Source organism: Kitasatospora sp. NPDC058184 (genome assembly GCF_042883725.1).
In the GTDB taxonomy this organism is placed as follows: Bacteria; Actinomycetota; Actinomycetes; order Streptomycetales; family Streptomycetaceae; genus Kitasatospora.
On sequence record NZ_JBHVVE010000002.1, the window covers coordinates 266,768 to 284,610 of the forward strand.

General features: G+C 73.6%; 15 protein-coding genes. 5 read left to right on the forward strand and 10 right to left on the reverse strand.

What is annotated here, in order from left to right; all coding sequences use genetic code 11:
• Window positions 1-93: 93 nt before the first annotated feature.
• Window positions 94-1,446, forward strand: a complete 1,353-nt coding sequence (locus ACFVXH_RS04410; RefSeq protein WP_387820123.1) for a PLP-dependent aminotransferase family protein — start codon at window positions 94-96, stop codon at window positions 1,444-1,446.
• Window positions 1,447-1,497: 51 nt separating this feature from the next.
• Here ACFVXH_RS04410 and ACFVXH_RS04415 read toward each other — a convergent pair whose 3' ends face one another.
• From ACFVXH_RS04415 to ACFVXH_RS04425, 3 genes are read right to left on the reverse strand one after another with little or no spacing between them, the layout of a single operon-like run.
• Entirely contained in the window at window positions 1,498-2,391 is an 894-nt protein-coding gene (locus tag ACFVXH_RS04415; protein WP_074004265.1) for an SDR family oxidoreductase, read from the reverse strand.
• Window positions 2,388-3,374: an alpha/beta fold hydrolase gene (locus tag ACFVXH_RS04420; RefSeq protein WP_387820126.1), complete on the reverse strand. Its 987-nt coding sequence runs from the start codon at window positions 3,372-3,374 to the stop codon at window positions 2,388-2,390. The genes ACFVXH_RS04415 and ACFVXH_RS04420 overlap by 4 nt, the downstream gene beginning before the upstream one ends.
• The gene (locus ACFVXH_RS04425) at window positions 3,371-4,942 is read right to left on the reverse strand and encodes a flavin-containing monooxygenase (protein WP_375873407.1); all 1,572 of its coding nucleotides are present in this window, start codon (window positions 4,940-4,942) and stop codon (window positions 3,371-3,373) included. Before ACFVXH_RS04425 ends, ACFVXH_RS04420 begins: the two co-directional genes overlap by 4 nt.
• A gap of 222 nt (window positions 4,943-5,164) precedes the next feature.
• On the opposite strand from ACFVXH_RS04425, the gene ACFVXH_RS04430 reads away from it, so the two are divergent.
• Both ACFVXH_RS04430 and ACFVXH_RS04435 read left to right on the forward strand, forming a co-directional pair.
• Window positions 5,165-5,953 (forward strand): MerR family transcriptional regulator, encoded by a 789-nt coding sequence (locus tag ACFVXH_RS04430; RefSeq protein ID WP_387820128.1) that lies wholly within the window; start codon window positions 5,165-5,167, stop codon window positions 5,951-5,953.
• Window positions 5,954-6,012: 59 nt separating this feature from the next.
• A complete protein-coding gene (locus tag ACFVXH_RS04435) occupies window positions 6,013-7,035 on the forward strand; it encodes an ABC transporter substrate-binding protein (protein WP_387820130.1) in 1,023 nt (340 codons plus the stop codon).
• 105 nt (window positions 7,036-7,140) lie between these two features.
• Here ACFVXH_RS04435 and ACFVXH_RS04440 read toward each other — a convergent pair whose 3' ends face one another.
• The 5 genes from ACFVXH_RS04440 to ACFVXH_RS04460 form a co-directional block, all read right to left on the reverse strand.
• Entirely contained in the window at window positions 7,141-8,079 is a 939-nt protein-coding gene (locus ACFVXH_RS04440) for a CPBP family intramembrane glutamic endopeptidase (RefSeq protein ID WP_387820132.1), read from the reverse strand.
• Between the two features lie 395 nt (window positions 8,080-8,474).
• On the reverse strand, window positions 8,475-10,112 hold the full coding sequence (locus tag ACFVXH_RS04445) for a M4 family metallopeptidase (RefSeq protein WP_387820134.1): 1,638 nt from the start codon (window positions 10,110-10,112) through the stop codon (window positions 8,475-8,477).
• 686 nt (window positions 10,113-10,798) lie between these two features.
• Window positions 10,799-12,826, reverse strand: coding sequence for a serine/threonine-protein kinase (locus tag ACFVXH_RS04450; RefSeq protein WP_387820136.1), 2,028 nt, complete (start codon window positions 12,824-12,826; stop codon window positions 10,799-10,801).
• 113 nt (window positions 12,827-12,939) lie between these two features.
• Entirely contained in the window at window positions 12,940-13,881 is a 942-nt protein-coding gene (locus ACFVXH_RS04455) for an alpha/beta fold hydrolase (protein WP_387820138.1), read from the reverse strand.
• Window positions 13,882-14,030: 149 nt separating this feature from the next.
• Window positions 14,031-14,789, reverse strand: coding sequence for a dienelactone hydrolase family protein (locus tag ACFVXH_RS04460; RefSeq protein ID WP_074004258.1), 759 nt, complete (start codon window positions 14,787-14,789; stop codon window positions 14,031-14,033).
• A gap of 178 nt (window positions 14,790-14,967) precedes the next feature.
• Here ACFVXH_RS04460 and ACFVXH_RS04465 point away from each other — a divergent pair, with 178 nt between their 5' ends.
• Window positions 14,968-15,381: a DUF6191 domain-containing protein gene (locus ACFVXH_RS04465; protein WP_380777691.1), complete on the forward strand. Its 414-nt coding sequence runs from the start codon at window positions 14,968-14,970 to the stop codon at window positions 15,379-15,381.
• Here ACFVXH_RS04465 and ACFVXH_RS04470 read toward each other — a convergent pair.
• Both ACFVXH_RS04470 and ACFVXH_RS04475 read right to left on the reverse strand, forming a co-directional pair.
• Entirely contained in the window at window positions 15,342-15,743 is a 402-nt protein-coding gene (locus ACFVXH_RS04470; protein ID WP_074004433.1) for a VOC family protein, read from the reverse strand. The two genes, ACFVXH_RS04465 and ACFVXH_RS04470, sit on opposite strands and share 40 nt — an antisense overlap.
• A gap of 66 nt (window positions 15,744-15,809) precedes the next feature.
• Complete coding sequence (locus ACFVXH_RS04475; protein WP_387820141.1) at window positions 15,810-16,670, reverse strand: (2Fe-2S)-binding protein; 861 nt, start codon at window positions 16,668-16,670, stop codon at window positions 15,810-15,812.
• A gap of 353 nt (window positions 16,671-17,023) precedes the next feature.
• On the opposite strand from ACFVXH_RS04475, the gene ACFVXH_RS04480 reads away from it, so the two are divergent.
• A complete protein-coding gene (locus tag ACFVXH_RS04480) occupies window positions 17,024-17,821 on the forward strand; it encodes an inositol monophosphatase family protein (RefSeq protein ID WP_049651877.1) in 798 nt (265 codons plus the stop codon).
• Window positions 17,822-17,843: the final 22 nt, after the last annotated feature.

Below are 17,843 nucleotides of genomic sequence, written 5' to 3' on the forward strand. Positions count from 1 at the left end.
GCGAGGAGGCTAGGACGGCTCATCGGGTCAATGCAATGATGACTTTGCCCTCGGTGCAATCCGGCGCCCGAGACCCTGGAGGAGCGAACGCCGATGGACGACTACCGCCTGATCGCCGACCGGATCGCCGCCGAGATCGCGGACGGACGGCTGCGGCCCGGCCAGCAGCTGCCCACCCAACGGGCGTTCGCCCGCGGCCGGGGCATCGCCAACTCGACGGCGGGGCGCGTCTACCGGGAACTGGCCCGGCGCGGACTGACCGTCGGGGAGGTCGGGCGCGGGACCTTCGTCCGGGCCGGGCGGGCACCGGACGGCAGCCGGGTGGCACTCGCGGAGCCGGCCGCCGCCCCCGTGGACCTGGAGCTCAACTACCCCGCCGTCGCCGGGCAGGCCGAACTGCTGGCGGGCGCACTGGCGCCGCTGCTGCGGCCGGACGCGCTGGGCGAGGCGCTGCGGCCGGTCGGCGCCGCCGGGACGGGCGCGGCACGGCGGGCGTTCGCCGGACTGGTGTCGGCCGGCTCCTGGGAGGTCGCGGCGGAGGACCTGCTGTTCGCCGGCAACGGGCGGCAGGCCATCGCCGGGGCCCTGTCCGCGCTGGTGCCGCCCGGACAGCGGCTGGGCGTGGAGGAGCTGACCTATCCGGTGGTCAAGGCAGCGGCGGAGCGGCTGGGCATCGTGCTGGTGCCGCTGGCCGTGGACGAGTACGGGCTGCTGCCGGACGCCGTGGCGGCCGCCCACCGGGCCGGACCGCTGCGCGCGGTGTACCTCCAGCCGCGCCTGCAGAACCCGCTCGGCGCGAGCCTGCCGCAGGAGCGGGTGGTGGCGCTCGTAGCGGTGCTGCGGCGGCTCGACCTGCCGGTGGTCGAGGACGCCGTCTGGTCCTTCCTGCGGCCGGAGTCGGTGCCGCTGGCGGCGCTCGCACCGGAGCGCACCGTACTCGTGGACAGCCTCTCCAAGCGGCTCGCCCCGGGGCTGACCACCGGGTTCGCGGTCGTCCCGGCGACGCTGCGCGAAAGGGTGGCGGGCGCACTGCGCTCGGGCGGGTGGACGCCGGGCGGCTTCGCGCTGGAGGCGGCGGTGCGCTGGATCGGGGACGGCACACTGGCCACGGTGGAGGCGGCGAAGCGGGCCGACGCGACGGCCCGGCAGCTGCTGGCGCGCGAGGTGCTGGCGGGGCAGCGGCTGCGGTCCGACCCGTGCTCGTACTACCTGTGGTGGGAGCTGCCGACCGGCCGACGGGCGGAGACCTTCGTCGCGGAGGCGGCGCGGGCCGGGATCTCGGTCACGCCTGCGGCGGCCTTCTCCGTCGATCCCCGGCGCTCGCCCTCCGCCATCCGGGTCGGGCTCGCCTCGCCGCCGCTGCCGGTACTGGCGCGGGCGCTGGAGACGCTGGCGGGGATCGCGGCGGGGGCGGGTGACGGCGAACGACGAACAGCTGACAGATAACAGATTTCGAAATCTGTTATCTGTCGGCTGTTATCCGTCGCCTGTCATCCGTCAGCTGTCGACCGTCCGCCGTCGGTCGTCCGCCGCGCCCCCGGCGCCGACGGCGCGCAGGCGAGTGGCGGCGGTGGCGGCGAGCTGGGGGGCGAGCCGGGCCACGTCCCGGGAGCCGACCACCGCGATCAGGCTCGGCAGCAGCCAGCGGACCGGCTGCATCCCGCGCAGCCAGGCCTGGGCGTAGACGTGGGCGGACCGGCGGGCGATCCCGGCGACGATCCGGTCCACCGCGGGCTCCAGCGGATACGTCTTGTTCGCCGGCCACGGCAGCCGGGAGCGCATCTGCTTCAGCACGGCATCCTCGTCGGCCCCGCGCACCATGTCGGTGTCGGTCCAACTCAGGTACCCGACACCGACCTTGACCCCCTGGTAGGCCACCTCGGCGCGGATCGAGTGGGCGAAGGCCTCCACCCCGGACTTGCTGGCGCAGTACGCGCTCATCAGCGGCGCGGGGGTCAGCGCGGCGAGCGAGGCGATCTGGAGCAGGTACCCTCGGCTCTCGGCGAGCGCAGGCAGGAAGGCCCTGGCGGTGGCCACGCTGCCGAGCAGGTTGACCTCGATGACCCGGCTGAACGCCCGGTGGTCACTGTCGGCCAGCGGCCCGCCGAGGGCGATCCCGGCATTGGCGACGACGGTGTCGACCCGCCCGTAGTGCTCCTTGATCCGCCGGGCGGTGTCCTCCAGCGCGTCGAGGTCGGTGACGTCCACCTCCCAGCTGGTCGCGGACGGGCCGCACTGCGCGGCGACGGCCTTCAGCTCCTCCGGCTCCAGCCCCAGCAGGGCCACCTTGGCCCCGCGCCGGGCGAGCTTGCGGGCCAGCGACGCGCCGACGCCGCGCGCGGCCCCGGTGACGACGACGACCTGCTCGGACAACGGCGGGATGGCGTTCATGCGACGGCGGTCCTCTCGTCGGTGGAAGCGGAAGCGGAAGCGGGAAGGGAAGCGGGAACGGCGCCGGGCGCGGCCGTCAGGTACCCGGAGGCCATCCGGTGGATCTCCGCGGCGACCTCCGCCGGGCGCTCCAGCGGCGACATGTGCCCGACCCCGGGCAGCAGCAACAGCCCCTGTGCGTCCTGGAGTTCGGCGACCATCCGGTGCGCGTGCACCGGCGGGGTCAGCCGGTCGTCGGTGCCGACCACCACCGCCGTGGGCGCGGCGATCCGGGCGAGCCCGGCGTGGACGTCCACCCGGTCCAGCACCGCGGCCCAGTTGGCGCGGACGGCGGTCGGGCAGGCGTGCACGATCCGGGCCGTCGCCTCGACCTGGCCGGCGGGCGAACCGGCGCCCATGGTCGCGTACTTGAGCGCCGCCCGGCTGACCGACGAGACCGGTCCGAGCGGCATCCGGGAGCGCAGCAGCTGCCGGTGCAGGAAGCGCCGCAGGCCCCGGGCGCGTACGGCCGGTGGCAGGACGGTGAGTTCGGCCACCAGGTCGCCCGGCCCGGTGGAGATCAGGACGGCCGCGGCGGTGCGCTCGGCGACCTCGGGGCGGCCACCGGCGGCCATGATCGTCATCCCGCCCATGCTGTGCCCGGCGAGCACGGCCCGCTCGCCCGCCGGCACGGTCCGCGTGAGCACGGCGGACAGGTCCTCGGCCAGCGCCCTGGTCGAGTAGCGGGCCCGGCTCGGCGGGATCTCGCTGCGCCCGTGGCCGCGCTGGTCGTAGGCCACCACCCGGTAGCGGTCGGCCAGCAAGCGGATCACCGGGGCCCAGAAGGCGGTCGAGCAGGTCCAGCCGTGGGCGAGCACCACGGTAGGCGCGTCGGACCGGCCGTGCACCTCGACGTGCAGCCGGATGCCGTCCGCCGTCCGTACGCTCAACTCCTCCACGGGAACGGGAGGTTCGTACTCCTCGGGCAGCCGGACGCCGTTCACGCGGAGACCTCCTGGACGGTGCGGGCGGCCGCCGGTGCGGCGCGCATGATCAGCTCGTACTCGCCCAGGTCGACCCTGCGGGTGGCCCGGCGGAACGAGGTGGTGGAGCCGGGCCAGAGCACGGTGTTCCTGCCGCTCGGGTCGAGGTACCAGCTGAGGCAGCCGCCGGTGGTCCAGACGGTGCGGTCCATCCGGTGCTGGAGTTCGAGGTTCCACTGCCGCTGGGCGCGCGCGGTGGGCTGCATCGCGGCGGCTCCGATCGAGCCGAGCGTGGTCAACGCGTCGATCATGTAGTTCAGTTGGGACTCGATCATCAGGATCATCGAGCTGTTGCCGAGGCCGGTGTTGGGCCCGATGACGAAGAAGAGGTTCGGGAAGCCGTGCACGGTCGAGCCGCGCAGCGCCTCCATGCCGTCCTTCCACTCCTCCGCCAGGCTGGTCCCGTTGGCGCCGAACACCCGGGCGCCGATGGGCATGTCGGTGACGTGGAAGCCGGTGCCGAAGACGATGGCGTCCACCTCGTGCTCGCTGCCGTCGGCCGCGACCAGCGTGGAGCCGCGCAGTTCGCGCAGGCCGGAGGAGACGACCTCGGTGTTGGCCGCGGCGAGCGCCGGGTAGTAGGTGTTGCTGAGCAGGATGCGCTTGCAGCCGATCCGGTAGTCCGGGGTGAGCCTGGCCCGCAGCGCCGGGTCGGGGACACCCTGGGCGATGTGGCGTTCGGCGAGCTGCTGGACCAGGCGCAGCAGTCCGGGGCGGCGCACGAACGCGTCCACCTGGAGCTCGCGGAGGGCGAACAGGGTGCCGCGGCGGATCTTCGCGGTGACCGGCAGGCGGCCGTGCAGCCACTTCTCCAGCTGGCTGATCTCGCGGTCGCGGCGCGGCAGCACCCAGGCCGGGGTGCGCTGGAAGACCGTCAGCCTGCCGACCTTGGGCTGGATCGACGGGATGATCTGCGCGGCGGAGGCGCCGGTGCCGACCATCGCGACGCGCTTGCCGGTCAGGTCGAAGTCGTGGTCCCAGCGGGAGGAGTGGAACACCTTGCCGGGGAAGTCGCCCAGCCCGGGCAGGTCGGGGATCTGCGGGTCGGCGAGCGGTCCGGCGGCGGAGACGATGGCGTCGGCCGTCCACTGGCCGGCCGAGGTGGTGATCCGCCAGCGGGTCTGCTCGCTCTCCCAACGCGCCTCCAGCACCTCGGTGTTGAAGCGCAGGTGGGGGCGGAGGCCGAAGACGGTGGCGACCTTCTCCAGGTAGGCGCGGATGTCCGGCTGGCCGGAGAAGCTGCGCGGCCAGTCGGGGTTGGGCGCGAAGGAGAAGGAGTAGAGGTGCGAGGGCACGTCGCAGGCGCAGCCGGGGTAGCTGTTGTCGCGCCAGGTGCCGCCGACCGAGTCCGCCCGCTCCAGGACCACGAAGTCGGTGATCCCGGCACGGCGCAGTCGGACCGCGGCGCCGAGTCCGCCGAAGCCGGAGCCGATCACCGCCACCCGGACGTGCGGGACGGACTCCTGCGCCGCGGTGGTGTCGGTCGCTGCGGACGCGCCGGAGCGGGGGCGCTTGCTGCTGGATGCCATGCGGCAACCTCCTGAGGGTGGGACGGTGATCGTCGCGCTCTCCCGGCGAGCGTGCCCCGGAACCTCCTGGGGCCCGTCTCCGGATCCTCCCGGGGTCCGCCTCCGGAACCCCGCCAATCGCGCCAGTAATCACTGGCATGGTTGGCAGGGTAGCCCTTGCTGACACCGGATGGAAGAAGCGCGACCGCTCCGGTTCGGGGAGCCTTCCGAGCCGACGGACCTATGCTGATCGCCGTGGACAAGGTCAGAGCTGCTGCGGGCGACAGAAAACGCGAGTACCGGGTGGAGGAACTGGCCGAGGCCGCCAGCATCACCACCCGCACCCTGCGCTTCTACCGCGAGCGCAAACTGCTTCAGCCGCCCCGCAAGGAGGGCCGCATCGCCTGGTACGGCGAGGAGCACCTGGCCCGGCTGCGGATGATCGGCGAACTGCTCGAACGCGGCCACACCCTGGGCGGCATCGCCGAGCTGATCGGCGCCGGCGAGAGCGGGCGGGACGTCGCCGAGCTGATCGGGCTGGAGGCGGCGATCGTCGCGCCGTGGTCCGACGAGACCCCGGTGCGCCTGGACTGGGACGAGCTCAAGACCGCCTTCGGCGACCAGCTGACCGAGGAGAACACCGCCGAGTCGATCGCCCAGGGCTACATCACCGTCGAGGAGGACGGCATCACCCACGTCAGCCGCCGGCTGATGGACGCCACCACCGAGCTGGTGGCGGAGGGGGTGCCGCTCTCGGCGGTACTGGACGCCAGTCGGCGCACCCGGGAGCACGTGGACGCCATCGCCGAGATCTTCATCGAGGTGGTCGGCGAGCACCTGCTCAGCGCGCTGGCCGCCGACACCCCGCTGCCGCCCGGCGAGGCGGCCCGGCTCACCGAGCGCATCCTGCGGGTTCGGCCGCTGGCGCGCACGGTCGCGGACGCCCAGTTCGCCCTCGCCATGGACCGGCGGGTACACGTCGAGTACCTCGAACTCCTGCGCCAGCGACGGGAGAACGGTTCCGAGGCGTAACCGGGCCGCTGCGCGGGCAGGGATTCCCGCGCCCCGCCCGTACGTTGGAGGTGCCGCCGATGGCCCGACCGCTCAGCCGCCGCGCCGCTCTCGGCCTCGCCGCCGGGCTCGCCCCGGGGCTCGTGCTCGCCGCGTGCGGGTCCGACTCCCCGGCGCCGGGCGGCGGTTCGTCCGGTGGTGGTTCGTCGGGCTCCGGTTCGTCCGGTGGTGGTTCGGCCGGCTCCGGCGGCACCCGGACGGTCCGGCACGCGCGCGGCGAGAGCACCGTGCCGGCCCGGGCGAGCCGGGTGGTGGCCCTGGACACCGACGCGCTGGACTCAGTGGTCACCCTCGGCCTCAGCCCGGCCGGCGCCACCACCGTCACCGCGGGCGCCCCGTTCCCCGCCTACCTGCCCGCCGAGCGGCTGTCCGGGACGAAGCCTGTCGGGGCCATCGGCCAGCCCAGCCTGGAGACGATCGCGGCACTGCGGCCGGACCTCATCCTGAGCAACCAGGTCCGCGACGACAAGCGGTACGACGAACTGTCGAAGATCGCGCCGACGGTGCTCTCCAAGACCACCGGGCCGACCTGGAAGGAGAACGTCCGGCTGCACGCCGAGGCGCTGGGCCGGCAGGCCGAGGCCGACGCGGCGGACGCGGCGTACCGGGCGAAGCTGCGGGACCTGGTCACCGCGCTCGGCGGACCGGCCAGGGCGGCGGCCACCCGGGTCGAGATGGCCCGCTTCCTGGCGGGTGCGCCGACCAGGCTCTACCTGAACGACACCTTCGTCGGCTCGCTGTTCAAGGATCTGGGGCTCGGGCGGCCCGCCAACCAGGACAAGCCCGGTTTCTCGATGGAGATCAGCCCCGAACAGGTGGACCAGGCCGCGGCCGACGTCATCTTCTACGCGGTGTACGGGGACGCGGCCAAGTCCGACCAGGGGAAGATCACCGAGGGGGCGCTCTGGAAGAACCTGGACGCCGTGCGCAACGGGCGGGTGTTCCGGGTGGACGACAACCTGTGGATGCTCGGCATCGGCTACACCGGGGCCGGGCTGATCCTGGACGAGATCCGCAAGGACATGGCCCCGGCGGGCGGGTGACGGACGACGGGTGACAGCGAACAGCCGACAGCTAACAGATTTCAGATAACAGATGATGAAATCTGTCATCTGAAATCCGTCACCCGCCGCCCGCCACGGCACGCGTCACCCCTGCCCGTACCGGCCCGGCCGCAGTCGCCCGGTGAAGGCGAGGAAGGCCACGAACCCGCCGAGGACGACCCAGCCGGGCCAGCCCGCCAGCGACATCGTGAGCGGGTCCAGCTCGGCGTCCGGGTCCGCGAACTCCCGGACCATCGACACGCTCATGCTGCTCGTGAAGGCGTGCGCCAGCACCGCCGGGACCACCGACCCCGAGCGCAGCCTCAGCCAGGTGAAGACCGGCAGGACGAGCACACAGCTGACCGTCAGCGCGGGCACCGCCAGGTACCACGGCCATCCCGGGTACTGGCCGCCCATCAGCAGCGTCGGCAGGTGCCAGAGCGCGAAGGCCGTCCCCGCGAGCAGGTAGGCCCGGACCAGCACCACCCTGCCACCGGCGCCCTCACCCCCGCCCGCTCGCCGGCCGAGCAGCAGCAACCGGGGGAAGAGGAAGCCCTGCCAGCCGATCTCCTCGCCGAAGAACAGCGGCAGCGAGAGCACCATCCCGATCAGGCCCTGGACCGCCCACGATCCGATCCGCCCCGCGTCCAGCGAGCCGAAGCCGGCGAACGGGTAGCTGCCCGCCAGCGCGCCGAGTGCCAGCGTCGCGGCCGTCAGCCCGCCGAGCACCCCGAGCGGCAGCAGGCAGGCCCGGACCGCACGGGCCCGGGGCCGCGGCCAGCGCAGTGCCAGCGCCTCCCGTACCCCGCCGCCCCGTTCGACGAGGCGGACCACCAGCAGCGCCGCCAGCGCCGGGGCCAGCATGGCGGCCGCGATGCAGATCTGCTCCAGCGCGCCGACCCCCTCCCGGGCGTCGGTGCGCTGGTAGCCCGCGGCGAGCAGCGGGGTCATCGCCGCCCACATCCCGGCGTAGGCGAGCACCAGGTAGACCAGCAGGCCGCGCCGTCGGACGGCGCTCGGCGGGGTTCGTGTCAGTAGCGTCATGCCGAGGACGCTACGGATCCGGAGGTTCGCCCCGGAACCAAGTGCACTGCCGTTCCCGGGGGTTGTCCACTACCGCCGCGATGGTCGAGTTTTCTGGGTGTACGGGGGCCCGCCGGAGGTGCTACCAGGGCCCCGCGCCCTGCTGCCCGCCCTCGCGTGCGCCACGAATCGCCACGGAAGCTGCACGGAAAGGAAAATTGACGTATCGTCAGGCGTCACACAGCGGGGGCGACGGTGGTCCGCTCACCGTCGCCCCCGCCGTACTCCCCCGCCGGCCGGCACCCACGGCCCGGCGGGGCCCTCCACACCTCCCCGGGCCCGGGCCTGATGGGTTCAGGCCCGGGCCCGGTTCAGCTCCGGGCTGGACTCATGCCCGAAGTCTTCCCGTAGCCTGGTCAGTTGACGTTGACGGCCGTCCAGGTGGCGGCGACCGCGTTGTACTCCGCGCTGCCCGACCCGTACAGGTCCGCCGCCGCGCTGAGGGTGCCCGCACGGGCGCCCGCGTAGTCGGTGGTGGAGGTGAAGTACGTGGTCAGCGCGCGGTACCAGATCTGCGCGGCCTTGTCCCGGCCGATGCCCGCGAGCGTGGAGTTGTCGTACGTCGGGCTGTTGTAGCTGAACCCGTTGATCGTCTTCGCGCCGCTGCCCTCGGACAGCAGGTAGAAGAAGTGGTTCGCCACCCCGGACGAGTAGTGCACGTCCAGGTTGCCGACGTTCGCGTCCCAGTAGTCCGCCGAGCCGCCGTCCTTGCTCGGCTGGTCCATGTACCGCAGCGGCGTACCGTTGCCGTTGAGGTTGATCAGCTCGCCGATCCAGTAGTTCGGCGGGTTGGAGGGCAGGTTGGCGTACCACTCGACCATCGTGCCCATGATGTCCGAGGTCGCCTCGTTGAGGCCGCCGGACTCGCCCGCGTAGTTGAGGTTCGCGGTGGCCGCGGTCACGCCGTGGCTCATCTCGTGGCCGGCCACGTCGATCTCGGTGAGCGGAGCGGTGTTGTTGCTGCCGTCGCCGTACGACATGCAGAAGCAGCTGTCGTCCCAGAAGGCGTTGACGTAGTTGGAGCCGTAGTGCACCCGGCTCAGGGCGCCGACGCCGTCGTTGCGGATGCCGTTGCGGCCGAAGGTGCTCTTGTAGAAGTCCCAGGTGGTGGCGGCACCGAACTGGGCGTCCACGGCGGCGGATTCGCGGTTGTTGACGGTGCCGTCACCGAAGCTGTTGCTGGTGTTGGCGAACAGCGAGCCGGTGCCGTCGGTGCCGTTGTTGAGGTCGCTGGTGGACTGGCCGCCGCGACCGGCGTCCTTCAGCTGGTAGTTCGAGCCGCTCTGGGTGGTGGCCAGCGGGACCTGGCCGACGAAGATGCCGTTGCCCGTGCCGGCCGCGGTCTCGATCGTCTCGTGAGTGGCGAGGACCCGGCCGTCGGCCGCGTCGGTGACCAGGATCTGGCGGCTCGGGGTGCCGTCGGCGCGCTGGCCCTCGACCGTGGTGCGGTACGCCAGGCGCGGGTTGCCGTCGGTGGCCCAGACCACCAGCTCGGCCTTGCCGGCCTGGTGGACCTCGGTGAGCGGCGACTCGTCGGCGTCGGCGCGCGCCCCGATGGTGGCCTTGACCCCTGCGGTGACCTGCGTGGCGGCCTGGTCGGCGGCGATCTTCGGGGTCGTGTTCGGCAGCGCGATCCGGGCGGCGACCGCCTTGTCGACCGACTTCACCGAGCCGTCGGTCTTCTGGTGGACGACCAGGTCGCCACCGATCACCGGCAGGCCGGCGTAGGTGCGCTCGAAGCGCAGGTGGCGGGTGCCGTCCTTGTCCACCGCGGCGTCCTTGGCGACCAGCTGCTCCTTGTCGCCGAGCTTGAGCGCCTTGGCCAGCGGGCCGGCCTGACCGGCCGCCAGCTTGAGCGCGGTCGCGTGCTGCTGGGCGGCCTGGGCCTGCAGCGAGGGGGTGGGAGCGGCCTGGGCGGCGGTGCTCACCTGGATCACACCGGTCAACAGGGCCGTGGCCGAGAGTACGGCGACGGCCGCGAGCTTACGCTTCACGTACGAGTCCTTCCGGGAATCCGCGTCTGGGCGCGGTCGCACCGCGTCCCGGGGGGCCGGGTCGGCACCTGTGGGGCGGGACGGGCACTGACGTGCGGGAACCCCGTGCAGTCGAGCGGTTCGCCACCGATGGGTGGGGGTGGGGCTACCGCTGGGGGATGACCAGAAGCATGACAATCCAGCAGGTGAATTGACAGGTCTTGCTCAGCAATTGGCCAGGTCCCGCCATCGGGTAAAGAGCCTCCAATCAGCAGGCGAACCCGGGCAATTCACCACATCCCGCCAAGGGCTCCGACCCGAACGACGCCCGGTCGCCTGCACCTACGGGAATCCACCCGCCGTCCGCCGCACGCCGACCCGACGAGCGGGCCCGGCCGGCCGTCGATCGACTTTTACATGTGTGTAGAAGACTCCATACGGTTCCTTGACACGCCGGTGGCGAGGTCCCGCCACCCGGACCCCCTTGAACACCGGGAGGTCGTCTGCTAGTCAGCCGACCGTCACCGCCCGGACCGCAGGACCACCTCCCTGCGCGCGAGTTGGGGGACGGCAGCAGAGGGAAGCGACGGCACGGCTGCGCTGGGGCCCACGGCTCCTCCTTCACGGGGCGGTGGTGGTGGTCACCGGCAGCCTCACAGGCCGCTCGCGCACCCCGCGCCGCGAATTCTCATGCCTCGGGCGGGCCCCTACTGCAGCCGCCACTCCTGGGCGGCGTTGCCGGGGGTGCAGGAGACCATGGTGACGGCGCTGCCGGGGCCGTTGTTGGTCATGCAGGACCGGTTCTGGTAGTCGCCCAGCGTGTACGAGCCGGCCGAACTGCCACTGTGCATAGTCCAGTTGGTGAGGATGCTGAAGCCGTTGCTCAGCACGACCTTCCCGTCCATCGTCTGGACCAGCTGCGGGCCGCCGTTGTTGCAGGCGTTGAACAGGATCCACATGCCGGGGTTGGTCGAGCGCACCCAGCCGTACTGCGCGTGACCGCCGACGACGATCGGGTTGTCGCCGTTCAGGTTGTCGTCGCGCATCCCGATCGCGCGGCCGTCCTTCGCGCTGACGATGGTGCTCCAGCTGGTGCCGCCGCAGGACGCGGGCCGGGGCGGGCTCTGCGGGACGCTGGTGGTCCCGCCGTTGGCACTCTGAGCCGGAGGCTGCGGGTTCTGATTGGCTGGCGGGTTGGGCGGGTTGCCGCCGCCGGGCTGGCTCCCCTGACCGGCCGACGACGCCCCGCCGGCGGCCGCGCCCGTACCACCGGTCCGGGCACCACCCGAACCGGCCGAGGCGCCCGAACCGCCACTGCCGCCCTGACCACCGGCGGCCGGCACCGGCGGGACGGGGACCTGCGGCTGGTTCTGGGCGGCGCCGGGAGCCGGCTGGTCGGGGCCCGGGGTGGCCGCCGGGGTGTCGGTCGGCGCCGGGGTGGTCGGCGCGGTGGTGGTCGCGGGCGCCGAGGTCGCGGTGCCCGGGGTCACGGGGGCGGTGACCACCACGGTCGGCTGGGCGCCGGGCGACTGGGCCGCGTCGGTGCCGCCGGCCCCGCGGTCGACCAGCAGGACGGTCGCCGTGCCCATCGAGATGACCACGGGGATGACGACGGGCACCAGCAGGGTGCGCCGGGACCGCCGCCGACCGGGTTCGGTCTGCGCCTGCGGCTCCACCTTCGCCACCTCGTCCGGTGCCGGGGCGCCACCCGCGGCGGGCACCACCACCGCCCCGCCCTTGACCAGCGCCACGGCCGCGCCGCCCTGGGCCGGCCCCGCCGCACCGTCCTTCGCGGGCTCCGCGGCACCGCCCTCGGCGGCCGGGCCCGCACCGGGCCGGAGCGGGAGGGTCCCGCTGTCGGCCGCGCCGGTCTTCCCCGGCGTCTGCCCGCCGCCGGCGAAGCCCTCCCCCGCGAGCGCCGCCCGGACCGCCCTCGCCATCTCCGCCGCGTCCGCGTACCGCTCCTCGGGCTTCTTGGCGAGCGCCCGGGCGACCAGTGCCCGTACCGGCGCCGGAAAGGTGTCCGGCAGTTCCGGCACCGGCTGGTTGACGTGCTTGAGCGCGATCTGGAGCGGCCCGTCACCGGAGTACGGCGGCTCGCCGACCAGCAGTTCGTAGCAGACCACGCCGATCGAGTACAGGTCGGTGGCCGGTCCGAGGTTCACGCCCTCGGCCTGCTCCGGGGACATGTAGAGCGCGGTGCCGATGATCGCGAACGGGGCGGTGAGCTTGGTACTGGCGAGCGCCCGGGCGATGCCGAAGTCGGTGATGGCCACCCGGCCGTCCGAACGCACCATCAGGTTGGACGGCTTGATGTCCCGGTGGACGATCTCCCGCTGGTGCGCGGCGTGCAGCGCGTCCAGGGCTCCGGCCACCAGGTCGAGTGTGCGCTCGACGCCCATCGGTCCGGTGTCCTTGAGCACCCGGTCCAGCGGACGGCCGTCGATCAGCTCCATGACGATGTAGGCGCAGCGCTCCTCGCCGTCCCCGCCGCTCTCGCCGTAGTCGTGGACGCCCACCACACCGGGGTGGTCGACCGCGGCGACCAGCTGGGCCTCGCGGCGGAAGCGCTGGGCGGAGGTGTCGTCCTCCAGCAGCTCCGAGCGCAGGATCTTGACCGCGACCCTTCGCGCCAGCACGGTGTCCTCGGCCTTCCAGACCGAGCCCATGGCGCCGCCGCCGATCTTCTCGACCAGCTCGTACCGCCCGCCGAGCACGGTGCCCGCGCCGCTCATACCCCTGCTCCCCCGTGTCATGACCCCACCCCCGCGGGTCGTCGGCACACAGTGTGCCAGAGGGTGTCGTGGACTCAGTCGTGCAGGTCCGAAAAGGAATTGGGCACGAGTTGTCAGTCCTTGAGGAAATATCGAGCACGGTCCGCGACTTCCCGGACGGCCGAGACGACCGCCTGGGGCCGGTCGGCCTGGATGGCGTGACCGGCGCCGAGCACCGTGCCGTGCGTCCCCCGGACGGCGCTCCTCGCGACACCCGCCTGCAGGGCGGTCCAGCGGACGCGCATCGCCCTGGGCAGCCCCCGGGTCGCGCTCAGGACGGCCAGCGGCGCCTCGGTCGGCGGAGCCCCGGCGCGGCGACGACGGAGCTCGGGGACGGCGGCGGCGGTCAGCCCCAGTTCGGCGAGGAGGGCACGCCGCTGGTGCCGGTGCGCGATCACGGCCGCCTCGGCCCGGGCGAGCGGCTCCTCCGGTTCGGGCGAGGTCGGCGACAGCGCCGTCCGGTACAGCCAGAGCCGGTACAGCCAGAGCCGGTTCAGCACGGCCTCGGCGACCTGGATGGACCGCGGCTGGAACTCCTCGTGCGCCGGATCCACGAGCACCTGCCCGGCCACCAGCTCCGGCCGCTGCCAGGCGAGGAGTTGGGCCAGCTGGCCGCCCCAGCTGTGCCCGACCAGGAGGGCCGGGCCCGCGTCCAGGTGCCGCACGAGGGCGGCCAGGTCGGCGAGCTGGCCGTTCAGCCTCGGGGCGGTGGACCGCTCGGGCTCGCTGGCCCCCAGCCCGGCCCGGTCGTACGCCACGACCCTCCCGTACCGGGCGAGTTCGGGCAGGACGGCCGACCAGGTGAGCGCCGACGTCCCGGCGCCCGCGATCAGGACCACCGGCACGGCGCCGCCCCGGCCGGCCTCCACCCAGCGCAACGCCCGTCCGTCCCGGTCCAGTTCGCCGGTGCGCACGCCGCCGGGCAGGTGCTCGCCGAGCGCCCGGGCGACGGCCTCCTGGACGCTCCGCGGACCCGGCCCGGCGGGCTTTCCCCGCGTGCCCTGACTGGTGTTCATGTGCCGTCCCCCTGGATCCCTCGTTCGGCCCCGTTCCCCCGGGCCTGGTTCCGACCGGCCTGCGAGCGGCCTCGGGCAGTCCTCAGACCTGTCCGGTACCGGTCTCAGGCAATCATCAGACCGGCCCCGGACAGTTCTCCGACGGCCCCTCAGGCAGGCAGGGCCCGCTTCAGCAGCCCGAGCAGCGCCTCCCAGTGCCGCTCGGCCGCCACCGCGTCGTAGCGGTTGGTGTCGGCCTGGGTGTAGCCGTGCGGGGCGCCGGCGTAGACCTCCGCCCGGTACCGGACACCGGCGGCGGTGAGGGCCGCGGCGAGCCGGTCGATCTGCTCGGGCGGCAGCGACGGGTCCTCGTCCGCGTGGCCGAAGTACAGCTCCGCGGTGATCCGGTCGGCGCCCAGGTGCGGGCTGTCCGGGCTGTCGGTGGCGAGCCTGCCGCCGTGGAACCCGGCCGCGACGGCGATCCGGTCCGGGTGGCTGGCGGCGGCGCGCAGCGCCAGCATGGCCCCGAAGCAGTAGCCGGTCAGGCCGACCGGGCCGTCCTGGACCAGCGGGGACTCGGCGAGCCAGCGCAGGTACGCGTCCGCGTCGCGGGAGTTCGCGTCCGGGGTGAGCGTTTCGATCAGCGGGAAGATCCGGCCGAAGAGTTCGTCGGCCTGCTCCAGGTCGATGCGCTCCGGCAGGTCGAAGACCGGCGCGCGGCCGGCGCGGTAGAAGAGGTTGGGGGCGAGTACGGCGTACCCGGCCGCGGCCAGCCGGTCGGCCATGCCCTCCACGTGCGGCCGGAGGCCGAAGGCGTCCGTGAAGAGGATGACGCCCGGGTGGGCCCGGCCGTCGTCGGGGTGGGCGAGGTAGGCGTCGGCGGTGCCGTCCGCCGTCGGGATGTCCACGAGGGTTCCGCGCACGAGCATGGTGAGGGTGCTCCTTCCGATTCGTCCGGCAGCGTATCCGGTGGACCAGCCGCCCGCCCGTGCGCTTTACGCCACAGTGCGGCCGCGTCGAACCCGCGTTGAACCCGCGACGTACCCGCGGCGCGCCCACGTGTGCGCCCGGGGGAACGCCGTGGCCCCGTGCGCGCGTTGAGCGGGCATGGGGTGGATCGTGGGTGTGGCGGCGACGGTCGCGGCGGTGCTGGGGCTGGTGCTGCTGGCGGTGTGGCAGGTCCAGGACGAGTCCTCGTCGCGGCCGCGGCGGCGCGGGCCCGGGGTGGGGACGGGTGCCGGCGGGCTGGAGGAGCTGCACGCGCTGTTCAGCCCGGGCAAGCAGGTGCAGGTCGAGCAGAAGCGGGAGCAGCTCGTGCTCCGGGACGACGAACAGGCCGGGGCGCCGCCGCACTTCGGCGTGGACCTGGACCGGGGCGTGGCGGTGCTGCCCGGCGGGGCCGGAGGACGTGCGCCCGGCCCCGCGGAGCGCGAGGGGATCGGAACGGGTACGGCCGGCCGGGCGCCCCGGGAGCCTGAGGCTCAGGCCCCCCAGGTGCGGGAGCAGAGCACCAGCCGGTAGCCGTCCGGGTCGGCTATCGTCACGCCGTGCTCGTCCCAGTACGGGTTGTGGGACGCGACCCGGGTGCCGCCGGCCTCCTCCAGCCGGGCGACCAGTGCCTCGTCCACCGGGGCGCCGAGGTAGACGACGAACAGGTCGTCCACCGTCGGGGTGGGCTCCAGCGGCCGCTCCGGGTCGTGCGTCAGCTCGAAGTGCCAACTGCCGCCGGGCGGACCGACCATCAGCAGGTCGTGCTCGCCGGACACCCGCTCGGTGCTGCGCCACTGCACGGCGAGGCCGAGGGCGTCGACGTAGAAGCGCTCGGCCGCCGCGATGTCGCGCGAGGGGCGGGCGATCCGGACCCGCGTGGTGGAATCGATCATGTCGGCGACCATAGCCGATGCCACTGACAGCGAACCAGGCTGCGCGGCCCGGCTGTGGACGGACCGTCAGAGCCGCCGCAGCCGCTCCTCGTCGGAGGTCCTCGGGCAGGTCAGACAGGCGGTGGCCGCGGGCCCGACCGCGTAGTAGAGGCAGCAGGCGAGCCGGGTGCGGGTGTGGTGGGCGCGCCCGTCGGGGGTGTGCAGGCGGCGGAAGTCGGCGCCGCCGGGGAGCGGCAGGGTGCCGCCGGGCAGGACGGCCTCGGCGGCGGCGACGGCGGCGTCCTCCTCGGCGACTGCGGCGACTGCGCCCTCCCCTGCGGCGGCGACGGCGGCACCCTCCTCGCCGAGCATCCGCCCCAGGTACCAGAGGGCGGAGGCCAGATCGTCCGTCACCATGCCCCAGAGCGCCCGGTCGCGGCGCCGGGTGGGACCGGCGAACGCGGCGAGCACCGGTCCGAGGTGCGCGACCACGGCGGCCCGCAGCTCGGCGCGCAGTTCGTCGTCGCCGGGGAGGGTGACGTACCCGCGCTGGCGCAGGGCGAGCGCGCCGGTGGGGGCGTGCAGCCAGAGGTCGGCCGGGTCGACGACGGGGACCCGGCGGGCGAGGTACCAGGGGCCGGCGATCAGCAGGCAGGCCGACCAAACGTAGTGGTGGAGCAGCCGGGAGGCGGTGACGTGCGGTCGCGGAGCGCGGCCGTGCTCGTCGGCGATGCGGGCCTCCGCACCCGCCAGGACGGCGGCCAGCAACCGTTCGTCGGTGGCGAGTTCGGCTCCGGAGTGCCAGCCGTCGGCGGCGCCCGGGGCGGGCTCGGCGGCGTCGAGCAGGCGCAGCTCCAGCACCGGGCAGAGCTCCCGCAGCCGCCGGTAGTCGGCGACCAGCGCGGAGGACGCGCAGGGTGCTACGGGCAGGGGTGTTCCGGGAACCATGGGCACTCCCGAGATCGATTCCGCATGATCGATTAAGGTGAGGCTCACCTTACAACGCATCACCGCACCCGATGACCATGCCCAACTCCACCGGTCGGCTCACCGGTCCCGCCGGCCGAAGTGGCCCGAAGGCCGCAGGCGTGGACGCGCCGAAGTGGCCGTCGACGGCCGGGGGCGAACAGCTGACAGATTTCGAAATCTGTCAGCTGTTATCTGTCAGCTGTTATCTGTCAGCTGTCATCTGTTGGCCATCAACCGTAGGCCGTCAGCCGTTCCACCGCCCCGGACCGCCGCCGCCCCCTTCCTCCGCTCGTGGGAGAGTGGTAGGCAGCGAAGGGAGCGCGAACGTGCTGATGGACAAGGTGGCGGAGATACTCGCCGAGGCGTCGGCCGAGGTGGTGGAGCCGCGCTTCCGGGCGCTGGCCGCCGGCGAGGTGATGGAGAAGGCCCCCGGCGAGATCGTCACGGTCGCCGACCGCGAGGCCGAGGCGATCATCGCCCGTCGACTGCACGAGCTGCTGCCCGTCCCCGTGGTCGGCGAGGAGGCGGTCTCCGCCGACCCGTCGCTCGCCCTGGCCCTCCACGACGAGCCGGCCGCCTGGCTGGTCGACCCGGTGGACGGCACCGCCAACTTCGTCGCCGGCAGACCCGAGTACGCCGTGATGTGCTCCCTGGTCCGCTCCGGCCGGACCGTCGCCTCCTGGATCTGGCAGCCCGCCACCGCCACCGCCTACTGCGCCGAGCTGGGCTCCGGCGCCTGGCGCGACGGCGTGCGCCTGACCCGCCCCCCGGCACCGAAGGACGTCGCGAAGCTGCGCGGCTCGGTGAAGAGCCGCTACCTCGACGCCGCGCACCGCCGCCGGCTCCAGGACAACATCGCGGCCTTCGGCGAGATCTCCCCCGGTCGGCACGCCGCCGGGATCGAGTACCCGGACGTCGTCGACGGCCGCTTCGACTTCCTCCTCTACTGGCGCACCCTCCCCTGGGACCACGCCCCGGGCTCCCTCCTGGTCACCGAGGCCGGCGGCGTCTCCGCCCGCCCGGACGGCACCCCGTACCGCCCGGAGGCCCCCGGCTGCGAGGACGGCCTCCTGGTCGCCGCCGACCCCGAGACCTGGGAGCTCACCCGGTCGATCCTCCTCGCCGGCTGACGCCGGGGCCCGCCCGCCCGGA